14 protein-coding genes are annotated in these 16,677 nt (G+C 52.9%); 11 read left to right on the forward strand and 3 right to left on the reverse strand.

Annotation, left to right across the window (positions count from 1 at the left end; genetic code table 11):
* Positions 1-148 precede the first annotated feature (148 nt).
* Positions 149-1,249 carry a Gfo/Idh/MocA family oxidoreductase gene (locus SD425_RS14960; RefSeq protein WP_324670746.1) on the forward strand — a complete coding sequence of 367 codons (1,101 nt, stop codon included), beginning with the start codon at positions 149-151 and terminating at the stop codon, positions 1,247-1,249.
* Between the two features lie 89 nt (positions 1,250-1,338).
* Here the strand turns inward: SD425_RS14960 and SD425_RS14965 are convergent, their stop codons facing one another.
* Both SD425_RS14965 and SD425_RS14970 read right to left on the reverse strand, forming a co-directional pair.
* Complete coding sequence (locus tag SD425_RS14965) at positions 1,339-2,007, reverse strand: DUF1080 domain-containing protein (protein ID WP_324670747.1); 669 nt, start codon at positions 2,005-2,007, stop codon at positions 1,339-1,341.
* 373 nt (positions 2,008-2,380) lie between these two features.
* Entirely contained in the window at positions 2,381-3,304 is a 924-nt protein-coding gene (locus SD425_RS14970) for an AraC family transcriptional regulator (protein WP_324670748.1), read from the reverse strand.
* 251 nt (positions 3,305-3,555) lie between these two features.
* On the opposite strand from SD425_RS14970, the gene hxlB reads away from it, so the two are divergent.
* From hxlB to SD425_RS15005, 7 genes are all read left to right on the forward strand, one after another.
* Complete coding sequence (hxlB, locus tag SD425_RS14975; protein ID WP_324670749.1) at positions 3,556-4,140, forward strand: 6-phospho-3-hexuloisomerase; 585 nt, start codon at positions 3,556-3,558, stop codon at positions 4,138-4,140.
* A gap of 55 nt (positions 4,141-4,195) precedes the next feature.
* Positions 4,196-4,828 (forward strand): 3-hexulose-6-phosphate synthase, encoded by a 633-nt coding sequence (hxlA, locus tag SD425_RS14980; protein ID WP_324670750.1) that lies wholly within the window; start codon positions 4,196-4,198, stop codon positions 4,826-4,828.
* A gap of 152 nt (positions 4,829-4,980) precedes the next feature.
* On the forward strand, positions 4,981-5,853 hold the full coding sequence (locus SD425_RS14985) for a carboxypeptidase-like regulatory domain-containing protein (RefSeq protein WP_324670751.1): 873 nt from the start codon (positions 4,981-4,983) through the stop codon (positions 5,851-5,853).
* Positions 5,854-6,012: 159 nt separating this feature from the next.
* The gene (locus SD425_RS14990; RefSeq protein ID WP_324670752.1) at positions 6,013-6,612 is read left to right on the forward strand and encodes a Uma2 family endonuclease; all 600 of its coding nucleotides are present in this window, start codon (positions 6,013-6,015) and stop codon (positions 6,610-6,612) included.
* 472 nt (positions 6,613-7,084) lie between these two features.
* Entirely contained in the window at positions 7,085-10,546 is a 3,462-nt protein-coding gene (locus SD425_RS14995) for a methylmalonyl-CoA mutase family protein (protein ID WP_324670753.1), read from the forward strand.
* Between the two features lie 107 nt (positions 10,547-10,653).
* Positions 10,654-10,992, forward strand: coding sequence for a toll/interleukin-1 receptor domain-containing protein (locus SD425_RS15000; protein WP_324670754.1), 339 nt, complete (start codon positions 10,654-10,656; stop codon positions 10,990-10,992).
* Positions 10,993-11,205: 213 nt separating this feature from the next.
* Positions 11,206-11,814: a DUF3298 and DUF4163 domain-containing protein gene (locus tag SD425_RS15005; protein ID WP_324670755.1), complete on the forward strand. Its 609-nt coding sequence runs from the start codon at positions 11,206-11,208 to the stop codon at positions 11,812-11,814.
* Between the two features lie 703 nt (positions 11,815-12,517).
* Here the strand turns inward: SD425_RS15005 and SD425_RS30030 are convergent.
* Positions 12,518-12,604, reverse strand: coding sequence for a hypothetical protein (locus SD425_RS30030; protein WP_416381040.1), 87 nt, complete (start codon positions 12,602-12,604; stop codon positions 12,518-12,520).
* Between the two features lie 121 nt (positions 12,605-12,725).
* On the opposite strand from SD425_RS30030, the gene SD425_RS15010 reads away from it, so the two are divergent.
* The 3 genes from SD425_RS15010 (at position 12,726) to SD425_RS15020 (ending at position 15,858) form a co-directional block, all read left to right on the forward strand.
* Positions 12,726-14,132, forward strand: coding sequence for an APC family permease (locus tag SD425_RS15010; protein WP_324670756.1), 1,407 nt, complete (start codon positions 12,726-12,728; stop codon positions 14,130-14,132).
* 279 nt (positions 14,133-14,411) lie between these two features.
* Entirely contained in the window at positions 14,412-14,981 is a 570-nt protein-coding gene (locus SD425_RS15015; RefSeq protein ID WP_324670757.1) for a hypothetical protein, read from the forward strand.
* Positions 14,982-15,255: 274 nt separating this feature from the next.
* The gene (locus tag SD425_RS15020; protein WP_324670758.1) at positions 15,256-15,858 is read left to right on the forward strand and encodes a DUF1579 family protein; all 603 of its coding nucleotides are present in this window, start codon (positions 15,256-15,258) and stop codon (positions 15,856-15,858) included.
* Positions 15,859-16,677 lie beyond the last annotated feature (819 nt).

Genomic DNA, 16,677 nt, shown 5'->3' on the forward strand with positions numbered 1-16,677 from the left:
AGGGGTGCGCGGTCCCTGGCCCGAATGGATTTCAGCAGCACATTCCGCAGAGGGTGCAAACCGTCATTTCGCCTACTATCCACACCAGCTAGCTCAAAACACGTACTGTCCTGTTAGTTATATCCCTCCTGCCCCACCCCTCACTGATATGCTTACCAAATACCTCCTTGTCCTTTGCCTGATGCTCGTCACAGCAGTTGGCGCTTCCGCTCAAAAGCCACCCGTGCGCGTGGGCATTGTGGGCCTCACTCACGCGCACGTACATGGCATCCTAGGTCGCAAAGGCCATGATGATCTTCAGATCGTCGGGATTGTGGAGTCTAATCGGGAGCTAGCCCAGCGCTACTCGAAGCAGTACGGCTACTCCATGAACATTGTGTACAAGACGACAGAGGAGATGATTGCGGCCACCAAGCCCGAGGTCGTTACGGCTTTCGGTAGCATCTACGAGCACCTAGCCGTCGTGCAAACGTGCGCCCCGAAGGGCATCCACGTCATGGTGGAGAAACCCTTGGCCGTGAGTCTAGACCACGCCCGCCAGATGGAAGCCTTGGCCAAGAAGCACCACATTAAACTGCTCACCAACTACGAAACGACTTGGTATCCGACCAACCACGAGGCCTACGACTTACTAAAGAAGGGCATGGTGGGCCCGCTAAGCCAAGTGGTTGTCCACGATGGGCACCGCGGCCCGAAGAACATCGGCGTCAATAAGGAATTCCTGGACTGGCTGACTGACCCCATACAGAACGGCGGCGGGGCCCTCATCGATTTCGGCTGCTACGGTGTGAACCTAATGACGTGGCTGCAAGACGGCAAAAAACCCACGACCGTGACCGCCGTAACCCAGCAGCTTCAGCCCGAAAACAACCCCAAAGTAGACGACGAATCAACCATTCTACTCACCTACGACAACGCCAAAGCCACCATTCAAGGCTCCTGGAACTGGCCCATCGGCCGGAAGGATATGGAGATCTACGGCAAAACGGGCGTCATTTACGCCGACAACAAGAACGACCTACGCGTGCGCCAAGCCGACGGCTACGATCAGTATAAGGAAGAAAAGCGCCACCTAGAAGACCGAAAGGCCCCGTACGACGACCCATTCACGTTTTTGGTGGGCGTGGTGCGCAATGAAATAACGCTCAAGCCCTACGACTTGTCCTCGCTGGAGAACAACATGATTGTAGTAGAAATCTTGGAAGCTGCCCGCAAGAGCGCCAAAACGCATCAGAGTGTGAAGCTGTAGAGACACAAGTATGCGGCTCTACAGCTTCGCAACTGCCCCATGTATTCCCCTTGCTAGACCCTGTTGTTACAGGAACCAGCGTAGGCTACCTAGTTGAGTGTCTTTAGCTTGAAGTTTTTGTACTCGATTTTCATCGGTGGGCCTACGTGTACCTGCACCCCGATCCAGCCGCTCATTTTGCGGTTGGCGGCGTCCTCATCAGTCACGTCGGCCATGAGCACATCGTTGATGTAGTGCTGGAGATGGTTGCCTTTCACAATTAAGTGCACCTGATTCCAATCGCCGGCTTTGATGTGGGTTTGCAGGGCCGCACGACCGCCACCTAGGCTGTCGAGCACTTGCGGCGGCTGGCCTTCGACGAGTCGCACGCGCTGCCCACGCAACGCCAAGAACTTGCGGCCTCGCTCCTCATAGTTCTGACCGGTGTAGCGGTTGCGGCCGTCGATATCGGCTTGGTAGCCTTGCAGCGCGTACGGCAGATCGGGCACTTCCTGGCTCCGGTAGTTGATGCCACTGTTACCTAGGGCCGAAATCCGATAGTCGACCAGCAGTTCAAAGTCGCGGGGCTGCCCGCCGCGCCAGATGATGAAGGTGTTGCGCTTCACAATAGTAGCGGGCGTGATTTCGCCCACCATCACGCCGTCGCGCACGTGCCAGTACGTGGTGTCGTACTCCCAGCCGCGCAGCGTTTTGCCGTCGAAAATGTTCTGCCATCCCTTGCCCGCCGTTGACGCGTTTTGCGACGAGCGGCAGCTCATGGTCAGCAATAAGCTACTCGCTAGAACCAGATACCCAGGAACTTTCATTTGGTAGGTGTGCAGTTATTAGTAGATGATCAATCAATTAGAGCTTAGCGTACCTAGCGCCTTTCCCATAGGGGCATTCCTCTCGCTGATCGAAACGACGTGCTCTTTGTTGTTACGTCCTAGTTGAATAGGCTAGTAGTACCCTGCCGCTTAGCTAGCAGCCCGTCAGACCAACTACTATCTATCGACTAAGTACCTAAGCTGCATCTAATATCTACTGCGCCGCGGGTCTAGCCCTTACGCACCTACCTGCTTTGGACCTAGGTAGAGTTTAGAACACCGGCTAGGTATTCCAAGGCTTGCTCTCATGCCTCCTAGCTTTTGCTTAATTAACGGTACACAAAATCCGGTAGTCGGTCGGCGTCATGCCTTCCATCTGGCGGAACATGCGGGTGAAGTAGTTCAGGTTGTTGAAGCCCGCTTTAAAGCAGATTTCGGTGATGCTGAGCGCCGGGTTTTTCAGGCATTTCTTCGCTAAGCGCATGCGTTCCTTGATGATGTAGTCGATGGGCGACAGGCCAAACTCCTGCTTGAAGGCACGGTAGAAGTTGGGCTTGCTCATGTACACCTTTGCGCTCAGGTCGTCGACGCTGATCTTTTCGGCAATGTTTTCCTTGATGTAGTGCAAGATGTGCGCGAACCGATTGGAGGTTGCCAGCACTGCCACGTTGTGCTCCTTCTCGTGCAGACTCTGCACCTGCATAATGCGCAGCAACAGCTCCTTCACCGTGAAATCGGCTAGGATGTCTTTGTTCTGCGCGTCGCCAAAGCCGATACGCACCAACTTGTAAATCAGCGCCGTTACTTCTTCATCATTATAGAAATAGTGCTGATTGAAGCCGAAGGCCCACTTCTCATCTTCCGTTTTGGGGTAGTGTTCATTCAGGTAGTTTACCGTGTCGATGATCTGGAGCCGGTCGATAGCGAGGGCCACGCACTGGGTCGGGTTTTCATTGGAGGCCTCCGGGAAATCAATCACCATCTTGAGGTTAGGCGGCACCACCATGGTGTTGCCAGGCAGGTAGTTGAACTCCTCTTGGTTGAAGAGGTGCATCACCTTCTTACCGCGCAGCATGTTGGTGAGCACCAAGTCGCTGTACGACTGCTCGATCTGGGCACTTTGCAGGTGCGTTTCGAGGAGGCTGAGCTCATACTTTTCGAGGGTTTGCACCCGGCGATTATCAATCAGCGTGGCGAGGTCCTGCGCTTTGGTGAGCGGGATGCTAGGAAGCAAATCAGTTACGGTCATTACGAAAGAGGCAACAAGCAATCCGCGAGGATTGGGGTGGCAAGTACAGCATGGAATACGAGCAAAAACAGGCTAGTACCACCCGGCTAGGCTTGTTTGATAGGATAGTGCCACCGATTGATATCATTCTGCAAAGGCTCCCTTTTAGGCTGCCCTAGCTTTGCAGCGCATTCGTCGGAAAGCCTCTCAGCGCCCCGACAGGCCGTCCAACTACCGGGCACTTTCGCCTGGTCACGCAACCCACCTACTTGATGAGCACCCTAACGTCCGATAAGCTGAGCCTTGCCTTACAAGACAATTTGCAGGTCATTCTTCAGGAAAACCAACGGCTAGCCCAGCAGCTCGACCTAGGTGCGGCGGTGGCCATAATCCCGCTTATTCAACACGCCGAGCGGATTTTTGTTGTCGGCGCGGGCCGCACGGGGCTAATCCTAAAGGCCGCCGCCATGCGCCTGATGCACCTAGGCCTGACGGTGTTTGTGGTTGGCGAAACCACCACGCCCGCCATCAAGGCCGGCGACTTGCTGCTGGCCGGCTCGGGCTCCGGCACCACTAGCACTATCGTGAAAGCAGCCGAAAAGGCCGTTGTAGCGGGCGCTCAAGTTGTGGTCATCTCCACAACCGCTACGTCGCCGCTGGCAGCCCTCGCCACGCAAGTAGTGGTGCTGCCCGCTGCCCAGAAGCAAGACCACGGTGGCGAAATCTCGAAGCAATACGCCGGCAGCTTATTCGAGCAGGGCGTGTTGCTGCTGCTCGATGCCATTTTCCAGACGCTGTGGGGTCTCGATGGTACTCCTGCCCCCGAGCTCTGGAAACGTCACGCCAACCTGGAATAACGCTGGCTGGCAATCCTTTACCTATTTACTCTCCCCTCATAACCCAACCCATAACATGGCTAAATTACAAGTTGCAATCGACCTTCTGACCACCAAAGACGCCTTGGCCCTCGCCGAGAAAGTAGCGCCCTACGTGGATATTATTGAGCTAGGTACGCCCCTCATCAAGAGCGAAGGCCTAGCTGTCATTACGGCAATGAAGCAAGCTCACCCCGACAAGCTGGTATTTGCCGACTTCAAAACCGCTGACACCGGCGAGCTAGAAGCCGGCATGGCCTTCGAAGCCGGCGCGGATCTGGTTACCATCCTAGGTGCCGTCGACAATGCCACCGTGGTTGGCGCCGTGAAAGCTGCCAAAGCCCACAACAAAGGCGTGGTAGTAGATACTATCGGCGTAACGGACCGCGTGAAGCGTGCCCAGGAGGTTTCGGCCCTAGGTGTCGAGTTCGTGGAGCTGCACGCTGGCCTCGACGAGCAAGCCCAGGCTGGCTACTCGATCCAAGTTCTGATTGATGAGGCCACGCGCGCTGGTGTTCCGGTTTCCATCGCGGGCGGTGTTAATCTGAGCAACATTGCCGCCGTGAAGCAAGCGGGCGTGGCTGTAGCCGTAGCCGGTGGTGCCATTTACGGCGCCGCTGACCCAGCCGCCGCCGCCAAAGAACTGCGCGAGGCATTCGACGCCGCGTAAGGCTGCCGGTGCCTAAAGGGCACCTAGGCTTTTCTGCTTGATAGCAAAGCTCCGGCCGTTGGCCGGAGCTTTTTTGTTGGCCTTGTAGCTCGATGCAACGCCTGAGTGGGTCGCAAGCCTCCTAGGGGAGTTCACCCATCTAGTATCTGCGTATGCTCTATCTCCGGTGCAGGCTCGCTTGCCTGCTTGTATCCTCCCTGTTTATCTCCCCTCCTGCCCGTGCGCAGTCTTTCCCAACGGGCAAGATCACAACCCCAACCGGTACCCCAGTAGCCTATACGTCAGCAGGGGTCAAAGGCAAACCTTTCGGAACAGTAGCGGCTGCAGACGGCACCTTTTCCCTTTCCGCTTTTGCGCCCGCTGCCGCTACAGATACCGTCGTTGTATCATGCGTAGGTTATCAGTCGCGTAAGCTATTGGTTAGTCAGTTACGGCAGCAACCAGCGGTGCAGCTCTATCCGACAGCAACGCAACTTCAGGAAGTAATGGTGCATAGCAAGCGCCCTAAGCGTACAATCCTAGGTCATAACGGTTCGAGTATTTTCACCAGCCTTAATTTCTACACGGCCAAGGACACCGTACCGCACGACCGCCTCGGCCGGGAAGTGGGCCTACTTATGAAGGTCAAGCAACCTGTCCGCCTAGAGAGCTTTCATCTGTTTGTGTTCAACAGTGATTTCTCTTTCGTAACATTTCGCCTCACAATTTACGCCGTGGCGAACGGTCAGCCCCAAGCTCCTTTGTTGCAGAAGGACGTCATTTTTGAGGTGGCAGGTCGGAAGCATGGGTGGCGGGAAGTTGATCTGCGACCTTATGCTATCGAGTTAGCCGGACACCAGGACGTGGTAGCATCCGTGCAGTGGCTACAAAGCAAAAACGACCAGCCCACCAGCAAGTACTTCGGCATAGCCGCTCACTTGTCGCCTTTCCACAGTACTTTCTTGCGGGATAAAAGCCAGGAAAGCTGGCAGAAGATGGGAGCAAATACGAGTCTATATTTCACAGCTTTGGCTTACCCGGGGTAAGTGCTAATGTGGGTTATAAATCCGCTAGCTCCTAACAGCCAGATCACAAGCTTGACTGAGCACGGACGCTTACCGATTCCTTCAACCACAATGCGCCACCCAAACGCTGAATGAACGTCTAGCGTTTAGGCATTACAGCCAAACTAGTATCTTTCTGCTATGCGTCCTTCCTTCTCCGAACACAGTCTGGTATTGCGCGGTCCGTATCTGGGAAAGATGACAGATGACGAGTTCTTCGACTTTTGCCAGCAACACCCTGAGTTGCGCATCGAGCGCACCGCTAACCACGAAATCCTAATTATGTCGCCCACCGGCAGCCGCTCCGGCAAACGCAACTTCGAGTTACTAGTAGAGCTAGGTATTTGGCACAAAGCCAATCCGCTTGGTGAAGCTTTCGACTCAAGTACTGGCTTCACCTTGCCCGATGGTTCCGTTAAGTCGCCGGATGCATCGTGGGTGGCGGCCGAAAAATGGAGCAGTCTGACGCTAGAGCAGCAAAGTCGCTACGCCCCGCTTTGCCCAGATTTCATCGTGGAGCTAGCTTCCGAATCGGATGAGGTGTCGAGCTTACAGCAGAAGATGCTCGACTGGCAGCGCAACGGTGCCCGCTTGGCTTGGCTCATCGTGCCCAAAACTGAAACCGCCTATATCTACCGCGCGGGGCAGTTGGAACCAGAAGTCGTGCAGGGGTTTGACCAGGAGCTTTCCGGAGAAGAGGTGCTGCAGGTGTTTCGGCTGCGGCTGGCGGAGTTGCGGTAGCTACTGCTCAGCTAGGATCTGGAACAGGTAAGTTTATCGCAATTACTAGCAGCGCAATCAATAAAATCAGTATCCACCCATTAGTAATCTCGTCACCTAGGTAGTCTCCGTAAGAACGGTTTTTACGTTGCAGTAAGCCTCGGAAGAAAGCCCAACGTATGGTGCCGCCAATCCATTGTAATAGAATTTCGCCAATCAATTCGCCTAGGAACTCTGTCATTTTCGCAACATAAATAATAGCTGCATCTAATATACATCTATTTTATGTAGCTCTTCTGAAAAGCCCCGCGTCTACCTGGCCGGGGCTTTTCGTACCTTAGAGTCCCTCGAACAATGTAGAGACGCGACACTTCGCGTCTTGTCGTTGCTGATGTTGTTTACCTAAACGGCGCGACCTAGGTCGTTCAACGACGAGACGCGAAGTGTTGTGTCTCTACATTGTTCTAATACCACCCAAAATCACCCACCCACTATGCAACCCACCCAAGTTGCCCCTTACAAACCCCAGAACCATATCCGCATCGTGACGGCGGCCGCTTTGTTCGACGGCCACGACGCGGCTATCAATGTGATGCGCCGCATCATCCAGAGCAGCGGCGCTGAAGTAATTCACCTAGGCCACAACCGCGCCGTGCAGGAGATTGTGGACTGCGCCGTGCAGGAGGACGCCCAGGCCATTGCCATTACCAGCTACCAAGGCGGCCACAACGAGTACTTCAAGTACATGCACGACCTGCTGAAGGAGCGCGGCGCCGGCCACGTGAAGATCTTCGGCGGCGGTGGCGGCGTGATTCTGCCAACGGAAATTGCGGAACTGCACGCTTACGGTATCGAGCGCCTCTACTCCCCCGACGACGGCCGCGCCCTAGGTCTGCAAGGCATGATCAACGACTTGCTCCAGCGCTGCGACTTCCCGACCGGCCAGAACCTGAACGGTGAAGTGACGCACGTAAAGGAGAAAGACGCTCGCAGCATTGGCCGCCTCATTTCGGCCGCCGAGAACTTCCCCGAGGAGTTTGAGCGGGTGAAAGGTCAGCTGATTGCCGATTTCCAGCAGTCGGAAAGCGCGGCCGATCAGCGGATCAACTCCGACGACCAGAAGAAAGCGCCCATCTTAGGTATCACCGGCACAGGTGGCGCGGGCAAATCGTCGCTGGTGGATGAGCTGGTGCGGCGCTTCCTCATGGACTTTCCCGACAAGACCATTGCCATCATCTCCGTCGACCCGAGCAAGCGCAAGACCGGCGGCGCCCTGCTCGGCGACCGGATTCGGATGAACGCCATCAACTCGCCGCGGGTGTACATGCGCAGCCTCGCCACGCGCCAGAGCAATCTAGCTTTGAGCCGCTACGTGCAAGACGCCGTAGACGTGGTACGCGCCGCCGAGTTCGACCTCATCATTCTGGAAACCAGCGGCATTGGGCAGTCTGACACCGAAATCATCGAGCACTCCGATGCGAGCCTCTACGTGATGACGCCCGAGTACGGCGCGGCCACGCAGCTGGAAAAGATCGACATGCTCGATTTCGCCGACGTAATTGCCCTCAATAAATTCGACAAGCGCGGCGCCCTTGATGCCCTGCGCGACGTACGCAAGCAGTACCAGCGCAACCACCAGCTCTGGGACCAGCCCCTGGACGAGATGCCGGTGTTCGGCACCATCGCCTCGCAATTCAACGACCCTGGCATGAACCGGCTCTACCGTGCTATCCTCAGCATGCTGGAGCAGAAAACCGGGCTAGCTTTCGCCTCCCATCTCGAAACCAGTAAAGAGGACTCGGAGAAGATCTACATCATTCCGCCGCACCGCACGCGGTATCTATCTGAAATCGCCGAAACCAACCGTACCTATGATCTTTGGGTTCAGAAACAATCCGAGGTTGCCCAGCATCTTTTCGGGCTCTCCCAATCAATTGACGCCGTCCGAAGCCTCCAAACCGGAGGACATGGCAGCGGGAACAGCAGCGACGGACCCCAGGCCGGAGAACTCATCACCGGTTTGGAGAAAGCCTACGCGGAAATCAAGCTCCGGCTGGACGGCCAGAACTGGAAACTCCTGGAAACCTGGCCGCAGAAAGTAAAAGCCTACCGCGACCCGGAGTTCATTTTTAAGGTGCGAGACAAGGAAATCCGCATCAAGACGCACACCGAGAGCCTGTCGCACCTGCAAATTCCGAAGGTGAGCCTGCCCCGCTACACGGCCTGGGGCGACTTGCTGAAGTGGCAGCTCCAGGAAAACGTGCCGGGCGAATTTCCCTACACGGCCGGCGTGTTCCCCTTTAAGCGCGAGGGCGAAGACCCCACCCGCATGTTTGCCGGCGAAGGCGGCCCCGAACGCACCAACCGCCGCTTCCACTACGTGTCGGCCGGCTTGCCCGCCAAACGCCTAAGCACAGCCTTCGACTCGGTGACGCTCTACGGCGAAGACCCCGACCTACGCCCCGACATCTACGGCAAAATCGGCAACTCTGGCGTGAGCATCGCCTGCCTCGACGACGCCAAGAAGCTCTACTCCGGCTTCAACCTCGCCGACCCCGCTACGTCGGTTAGCATGACCATCAACGGGCCAGCCGCGACCCTAGCTGCCTTCTTCATGAACGCCGCCATCGACCAGCAGTGCGAGCTGTATATCAAGGAGCACGGTCTGGAAGATGAAGTAAACCAGAAGATTGAGGCCATTTACCAAGGCTACGGCCAGCCCCGCCCCCGCTACCAGGGCGAGCTGCCCCAGGGCAACGACGGCCTAGGTCTGCTCCTGCTCGGCGTGACCGGCGACCAGGTGCTGCCCACCGAGGTGTACCAGCCCATCAAAGCGCGCACGCTCAGCCAAGTGCGCGGCACTGTGCAGGCCGACATCCTGAAGGAAGACCAGGCCCAAAACACCTGCATCTTTAGCACCGAGTTTGCCCTGCGCCTCATGGGCGACGTGCAGGAGTACTTCATCACGGAGAAGGTACGCAACTTCTACTCGGTGAGTATCAGCGGCTACCACATTGCCGAGGCGGGCGCCAACCCCATCACGCAGCTAGCCCTCACGCTCTCCAACGGCTTCACCTTCGTGGAATACTACGTGAGCCGCGGCATGGACGTGAACGACTTCGCGCCCAACCTCTCCTTCTTCTTCTCCAACGGCATCGACCCCGAGTACGCCGTCATTGGGCGGGTGGCACGGCGCATCTGGGCCAAGGCTATGAAGCTGAAGTACGGCGCCAACGCCCGTTCGCAGATGCTGAAGTACCACATCCAGACCAGCGGCCGCAGCCTGCACGCCCAGGAAATCGACTTCAACGACATCCGCACCACGTTGCAGGCCCTCTACGCCATCTACGATAACTGCAACTCCCTGCATACCAACGCCTACGATGAGGCCATCACCACGCCCACCGAAGAATCAGTGCGCCGGGCCATGGCCATTCAGCTCATCATCAACCGCGAGCTAGGTTTGGCCAAAAACGAAAACCCGCTCCAAGGCTCCTTCATTATCGAGGAGCTAACCGACCTAGTGGAAGAAGCGGTATTGCTGGAGTTCGACCGCATCACCGACCGCGGCGGCGTGCTGGGCGCCATGGAAACCATGTACCAGCGCGGCAAGATTCAGGAGGAAAGCTTGTACTACGAGACGCTGAAGCACACGGGCGAGTACCCCATCATCGGCGTAAACACCTTCCTCTCCTCCAAAGGCTCGCCCACCATCATCCCCGCCGAGGTCATCCGCGCCACGGAAGCCGAAAAGCAGTACCAGATCGACATGCTAGGTCTGCTCCACGCTCGCCACGCCTCCGAAGCCCCACAGCGCCTGAAGCAGTTGCAACAGGTAGCGGTGCAGAACGGCAACCTGTTTGAAGAACTGATGGAAACGGTTAAGTTCTGCTCGCTCGGGCAGATTACGAATGCGTTGTTTGAAGTTGGGGGGCAGTATCGACGGAATATGTAAAATGGGGGCTATTAGTTAAAAAATTAGAGAAGTATGCTACCTTGTCGAGGTAGCATACTTCTCTAATTGAAAACATTGCTCATCTTTAATAACTATTTACAACTGACATGCACGACAAAGTATTTATCAGTTATGCAAAGGAGGATTATAGATTCGCAGAATCTCTATATAATTTTTTAAATTCCAACAATTTCCAGCCTTGGATTGATAAAAAAGGAATTCTACCAGGGCAAGACTGGAATTTTATCATAAGAAAAGCGCTAAGAGAAGCTAATTACATCATCCTATTACTTTCTGATACTTCTGTTCAAAAGCGAGGATATGTACAAAGAGAGTTTAAGTTAGCTCTTGAATATTATGAGGAAAAACTAGAAGATGATATCTATCTAATCCCTTTAAAGATCAATGATTGCCAAGTTCCAGATAGATTATCTAAGTTTCAATGAATATAATATAACAGCAGTGAGTGCTTCGAATTAATACTAAAATCTCTAAGCACTCAAAGACAAAAGTATGTAGATATTGAAAGAAAGCAAATTGCTGCTAGGGAGCTATTTGCATATTCAGAAAAAAGTCATACATACGAATATAACCAAGAAATATCTTTCCATATTAGTACTCACTATTTTCAATTTGATGACGAAAGTTATCAATCTCTGGTGGAGTTAAATTCGTTAATAAAGGGTAAAGTGACAGGTCATGTTGTTAATAGCAGAAAAGATTTTCTTGACCTGAACGGCAGCATTATTAATCTTGATTATATTGGGCCTGATTGGTATCATGATATATCCTACTCGCCTAACCTGATATCCAAATCAGTTATCAGTATTAACGCCAATAATTACAACTTTACTGGTGGCGCTCACGGAAATAGCCATATCACAGGATTAAACTATCATCTTGATCCTTTATTCATAATAAATATAGAAGAACTATTTTCGTATAAAGACCATGACAATGTACTAGCATTCTTGTCATCATACTGCCATGAAGAGTTGAAGAAGATATACATTGATTGGCTAGACATTGACACTACAAGCGAAGAGTTTAATCCAGATACTATTTTCTGGGAAGGAAGCCTCACACCAGAGTGGAAAAATTTTTCTAACTATTTTATCTCAAAAAATGGTTTAGAAATAATATTCAATACTTACTCAGTAAGTAGCTATGCCTTCGGACTGCATATAATTCCTATTCACTATGAACAGTTTATAAAAGTTATAGAAGATACCGAGCAAATACAGTCTTTGATTGAAAAGTTAAAGTAAATCTTCAACTGGCGCGAGTTTATAACTCGTGCCTAGCTTTGGGTGGAGGTTGTACCTCTACTGTCGCATCAGTGGTGAGCTAGCATTACACTATAGTGACATAACCTAAAATGCCGAATAGGCTCTAGGCATTAACATGAAATTAAGATTTTCAAGATACTCTTCCCTTATTTTATCACTATTACTATTTAGCTACTCTCATGCAAAAGCTCAGATAGTAGGCGACTGGCAAGAGGGAAGTAAGATTGTTTCATCAAGCTATAGAAACAAATATACGTTCCGGTCTAATGGCACCTTTGCATATAACACTGATGAAGAAGATGGCTTAAGGAGTATTATTTCATTAGAAGGTCTATACAAACTAAAGAAGGATAGCTTATTTCTGAAGCCCCTGTACTATGTCGAAAACCGCGGTACACATCTTGACAGGAGTATGATAACTACAGGCAATAATTCATGGGAGATGAGCGGAGGCAAGAATGTTAAGAAAAAGGTTCTCAATCCTGTTTGGTATTCCCTCATCTTCAAGCAGAACTCGGTTAAATCGTTGATCGAAATAGATTATGTACCCTATTATAAGATACATAGGTAATTCCCAAAGCTAGGTGCGAGTTATAGACTCGCACCTAGCTTTGGGTGGAGGTTATACCTCCACTGCCGCGTCGCTGGGAGGCATTCGGGCGGCGCGGGTTGTATGCTGCGGTTACTCAGCCGCCAGCAGCGCCGTTACTTCCTGCTTCAGTTGTGGCAGGTGGCGCACCACGATGCTCCACACTATCTCATCCGACACGGAATCGTAGCCGTGAATGATGCAGTTGCGAGGAGCTATAAGGCAATTCGTTTTGGAAGCCTTGCCGCGCTAGTAGCAAATTGATAGCAACCCCTTAGCGACAAAACGAGTTACCTGGAGCATGAAAGTTCCAGAAAAGCCACCCGTCGCTGCTCCCATAACGCTTGTTCGAGCCTTTGGCGTAGTTAGTGGCACGTTGCTGGTGGCGGGCATCGTGATTGGGTCCGGCGTCTTTAAGAAGATTGTGCCGCTGACCCAGAGTGGCTTGAGCGCGGAGTGGATTCTGGCCGCCTGGATGGTGGCGGGCCTGATTACCATCTGCGGTGCGCTGAACCTGTCGGGCATGGCCTCGCTCACCGAAGAATCGGGTGGCATCTACGAGTACCTGCGGCTGTCGTTTGGCAATCTCGCATCGTTCCTGTTCGGGTGGACGGATTTTGCCATCATCGGTTCTGCTTCGGTGGCGGCGTTGGCCTTCATTTTCGCCCAATCCATCAACGCGTTGGTACCCCTACCTAACCCGGCCCAGGCCTGGGCGCACCTCTCCATCGGCCAACTGGTTTATCCCTTCGCCGACTCCGGCATCAAGCTCCTAGCCATCGGCACCACGGCAGCACTCACCTGGGTGAATTACCGCGGGGTGAGCGGCAGCGGACGGCTCAGCAACATCTTCACGGCGGCCAAAATCGCGGGTATTCTGCTGCTCATCTTCGCGGGCGTGTTTCTGGCTTCGCCAAACTCTGGCGACACGTCGGCGGCGGTAGTGCCCACGCGAAACGTGTCGCTGGCCAGTGCCTTTTTTGGCGCCCTGCTCAGCGTGTTCTGGGCCTACGACGGCTGGGTAGACCTCTCCTTTGTCACGGGCGAAATCAAAAACCCGCGGCGCAATGTGCCCCGCGCCATCGTTGGCGGGGTCAGCATAGCCATTGTGCTGTACGTGCTGATCAACTACGTGTACCTGCACACGTTGCCTCTGGCCCAGCTGGCGGCGATAGGTCCAAACGAAATTGGGGCGTCCGTGGTGGCGGAGGCCTTGCTGGGCAAGTGGGGCAAAACCGGCGTCACGGTCTTAATTCTGGTGAGTGTGTTCGGCACCCTTAACGCGGTGCTGCTCTCGCACACCCGCGTGCACTTCCGCATGGCGCAGGAAGGCTTTTTCTTCCGGTCGGCCGCGACGGTGCACTCCCACTACCGCACGCCCTACCGCGCCCTTGCTTACACCCTAACGTGGAGCAGCCTGCTCATTATCTCCGGCACCTTCGAGCGCCTAACTGACCTGGTTATTTTTGCTACTTTCCTCTTTTATGGCTTGCTGGCCGTGGCCGTGGTGAAAATGAAATGGCAAGGCCGTATTCCAGGCCCAGTGCCTGGCTTTCCGTTCGTGCAAATCGTGCTCATCCTGTTTGCCCTCACCTTCACTGGCCATACACTGATTACGCAGCCTACCCAGTCGCTTTTGGGCCTAGGACTGATTCTGACGGGACTTCCGTTTTTCGTGTACTTCCGTCGGCAGCAAACGCGCGCCTAGCAAACGAATGGCCTACCTCCAACTGGCGCGAGTTTAGCGCAGCGTAACTCGTGCCTAGCATTGAGTGGAGGTTGTACCTCCACTGCCACGTTAGCGGCAAGTCGGTACTGCGCCGCTTGTTCAACTGGCCACAACGATTTCGTTCTGACGTGGAAGGCGCAGCCTCCCGTCAAGATTGGCGTACAACCTCCACCCAAAGCTAGGTGCAAATTAATTACTACTTATATACCACGCTAAAATACACCAGTTGAAAATACAAAATAACATTTTACTATTACGATGAAACTTCTCTTTACTCTCATATTATATCTTGCATACATAAACGCATCAGCCCAAAAAATGCACACAACTACGGGAGCACATGATTCAATAGATTTATCTATTGCTACTCAGTATTTAAATAAAAAACTTGGAGCTGATTATGTTCAAGCTCACCTAAAATACGTAGGTCATTACCAAAGCGTATTGCATATGATTACATTTGAAATTATGCCAAACCTAAATAATAAAAATTTAATAATAATCTCTATTAACGACGAGGAAGTAGAAAGCAAACACAATAGCAAAATAGAACTAAATGATATTAATCTATACAAACAAGGTAGACCGTCCCCTAATATATTTTACAATAAATGCTATGCATTTGAGCAGGCTAAAAAAGCTAATCTCAGCAAAGGAATTAAGGAGTGGGGAATTGAAATAGATGGTGTAGCAGACAAAGTTTCTTGGGTTGTAAGTTCGTATACAGAGGAACAGTATGATCCGATATGGTCAGCACATGGAAAGTGCGTGGATATTGATATCAGGACAGGTAAAGCTAATCTCAGGTCTTGGCGTGGGATAGAATAAACCCATTCAACTAGCGCGAGTTTAGACGAAGCAATCCTCGCTAGCTACATCTAGCAATCTTTCTATCGGTCACATATTTATGTGATTGATAGTATCCTGCTAGTAGCCGTTCTTTACCTTGAGCTGGCACGTACTTCCCTCTGATAGAGTCCAAGTTTTCAGGGCGCTAAATCGCAAAGCATGGCAGCTTTAGCGCCTTACCCTTGAACAAGAAGGTTTCTCCTTTAGGAATGCAGCCAACGGTTTTCCTCCCAAACCATTACGCCTCCTCTACATGAAACTTCTTGCATTGACCGCGCTTTCAAGCCTATGCTTAGCCCATGGTGCGCTGGGCCAACAATCGCTCGCCGCGACCAAAGCCAAAGCATCGGCCCCTGTACCTTCCGTAACCCATGAGCACTCTAGCGCGGCTGACGAATTCCATAAGATGCTGGCGCGGTCGAATGGCAGTTGGACTGGTCAGGCCACGATAACGTTTTCCCCGGATGCTCCCCCCATGACCAGTACCTCTACCCTGACCAATCACATGGCGATGGGCGGGCTCTACCAAGTCTCGGAAATCACCTATGTAATTACGGGCAAGCCGACTACCGGAATTCGGGTAACTGGCTACGATGCCAACAAAAAGATATTCACCCGCGCCATGATTCAGGATGGCGGCAACGGAGTAGCCATGGAAGGCCCGTGGGATGCATCCGCAAAGACCATGACGTTTCGCTACCAACAGATGAACAACGCCACGGGCAAAGCAGCGGATATGAAGGAAGTCTACACCATTGTGGATGCAAATACCGAGGTGCTCGAACTCTACCGGCTAGATCCACAAACCAGCCAGGAATCGAAGATCCTGCATGTGAAGTGGACCCGAAACCAATAGCGCCAAAGAGCATTCTTTAATATTTCGCGCGTTGAGCAACATAACTCGTGTCTAGCTTACCACCTTTCAGTCAAGCATCGCAAGGTTGCGAAACTTTCGCTGGCCACTACCCACCACAATGGCGACGCGCCTTTTGGTAGTATTCCCCATCATCTTACAGCCCATTCCGGCCGCCCCTACAATCTGGCCGGATCGGACAACGGATGCATCTAGGCCGCTGTTGAGCAAGAGCTGTTCGGCCTGCCAGCGCCCACGTACCCATGCATGCACTCGTGGCGTCGGGCGCGGCACCTAGGAAGAGAACGTAAATTAGGCGACGCACGCCGCAGGTTCGGCACGCTGTCACGATGGTTCTGCAAACCACTCCTCTTCGCATTTACAAGGCCTTGCGCCGCCTCAGGGCATGTTGAGGGCTTAGCGTGTAAACAGCCTTTACAGCTTTCAAGACCTGCTGCATCGAGACGGGATCATATCTCTTTGAATAATCTCGCACCCGGCAGCAGCCAAATCTTAGATTTTAGCAGCATCACAGGCTAAACAGCAGACTACATAGCCGTTCACAAGCAAGACTTAGGCAGCATGCCTCCAGACATATCCTGATGCTCTAACGATCAGAATTCTTTTTATGTGGCTATGTCTTTGGCGCTTGTTTTATAAGCCAAAGGTATCAATTAGAGCAGGCGCAGCTGTAGCCAAATCCTAGGTTATTGTAGTCAAAGAGAGCGTTGTTAGCTTAACTATTGGGTTGCTTAGTTTGCGTTTATGCTTGTGCAACAAACCGTCGCTCTCTGCTGCTCCCCGAATTGAATGGCATAAATA

The organism is Hymenobacter sp. GOD-10R (assembly GCF_035609205.1).
In the GTDB taxonomy this organism is placed as follows: Bacteria; Bacteroidota; Bacteroidia; order Cytophagales; family Hymenobacteraceae; genus Hymenobacter.

What these genes read in the sequence shown, in the direction of transcription:
- SD425_RS14960 (WP_324670746.1), top strand. Translation starts at nt 149, where the DNA reads ATGCTTACCAAATACCTCCTTGTCCTTTGCCTGATGCTCGTCACAGCA.
- SD425_RS14965 (WP_324670747.1), bottom strand. Translation starts at nt 2,007, where the DNA reads ATGAGCTGCCGCTCGTCGCAAAACGCGTCAACGGCGGGCAAGGGATGG.
- SD425_RS14970 (WP_324670748.1), bottom strand. Translation starts at nt 3,304, where the DNA reads ATGACCGTAACTGATTTGCTTCCTAGCATCCCGCTCACCAAAGCGCAG.
- hxlB (WP_324670749.1), top strand. Translation starts at nt 3,556, where the DNA reads ATGAGCACCCTAACGTCCGATAAGCTGAGCCTTGCCTTACAAGACAAT.
- hxlA (WP_324670750.1), top strand. Translation starts at nt 4,196, where the DNA reads ATGGCTAAATTACAAGTTGCAATCGACCTTCTGACCACCAAAGACGCC.
- SD425_RS14985 (WP_324670751.1), top strand. Translation starts at nt 4,981, where the DNA reads ATGCTCTATCTCCGGTGCAGGCTCGCTTGCCTGCTTGTATCCTCCCTG.
- SD425_RS14990 (WP_324670752.1), top strand. Translation starts at nt 6,013, where the DNA reads ATGCGTCCTTCCTTCTCCGAACACAGTCTGGTATTGCGCGGTCCGTAT.
- SD425_RS14995 (WP_324670753.1), top strand. Translation starts at nt 7,085, where the DNA reads ATGCAACCCACCCAAGTTGCCCCTTACAAACCCCAGAACCATATCCGC.
- SD425_RS15000 (WP_324670754.1), top strand. Translation starts at nt 10,654, where the DNA reads ATGCACGACAAAGTATTTATCAGTTATGCAAAGGAGGATTATAGATTC.
- SD425_RS15010 (WP_324670756.1), top strand. Translation starts at nt 12,726, where the DNA reads ATGAAAGTTCCAGAAAAGCCACCCGTCGCTGCTCCCATAACGCTTGTT.
- SD425_RS15015 (WP_324670757.1), top strand. Translation starts at nt 14,412, where the DNA reads ATGAAACTTCTCTTTACTCTCATATTATATCTTGCATACATAAACGCA.
- SD425_RS15020 (WP_324670758.1), top strand. Translation starts at nt 15,256, where the DNA reads ATGAAACTTCTTGCATTGACCGCGCTTTCAAGCCTATGCTTAGCCCAT.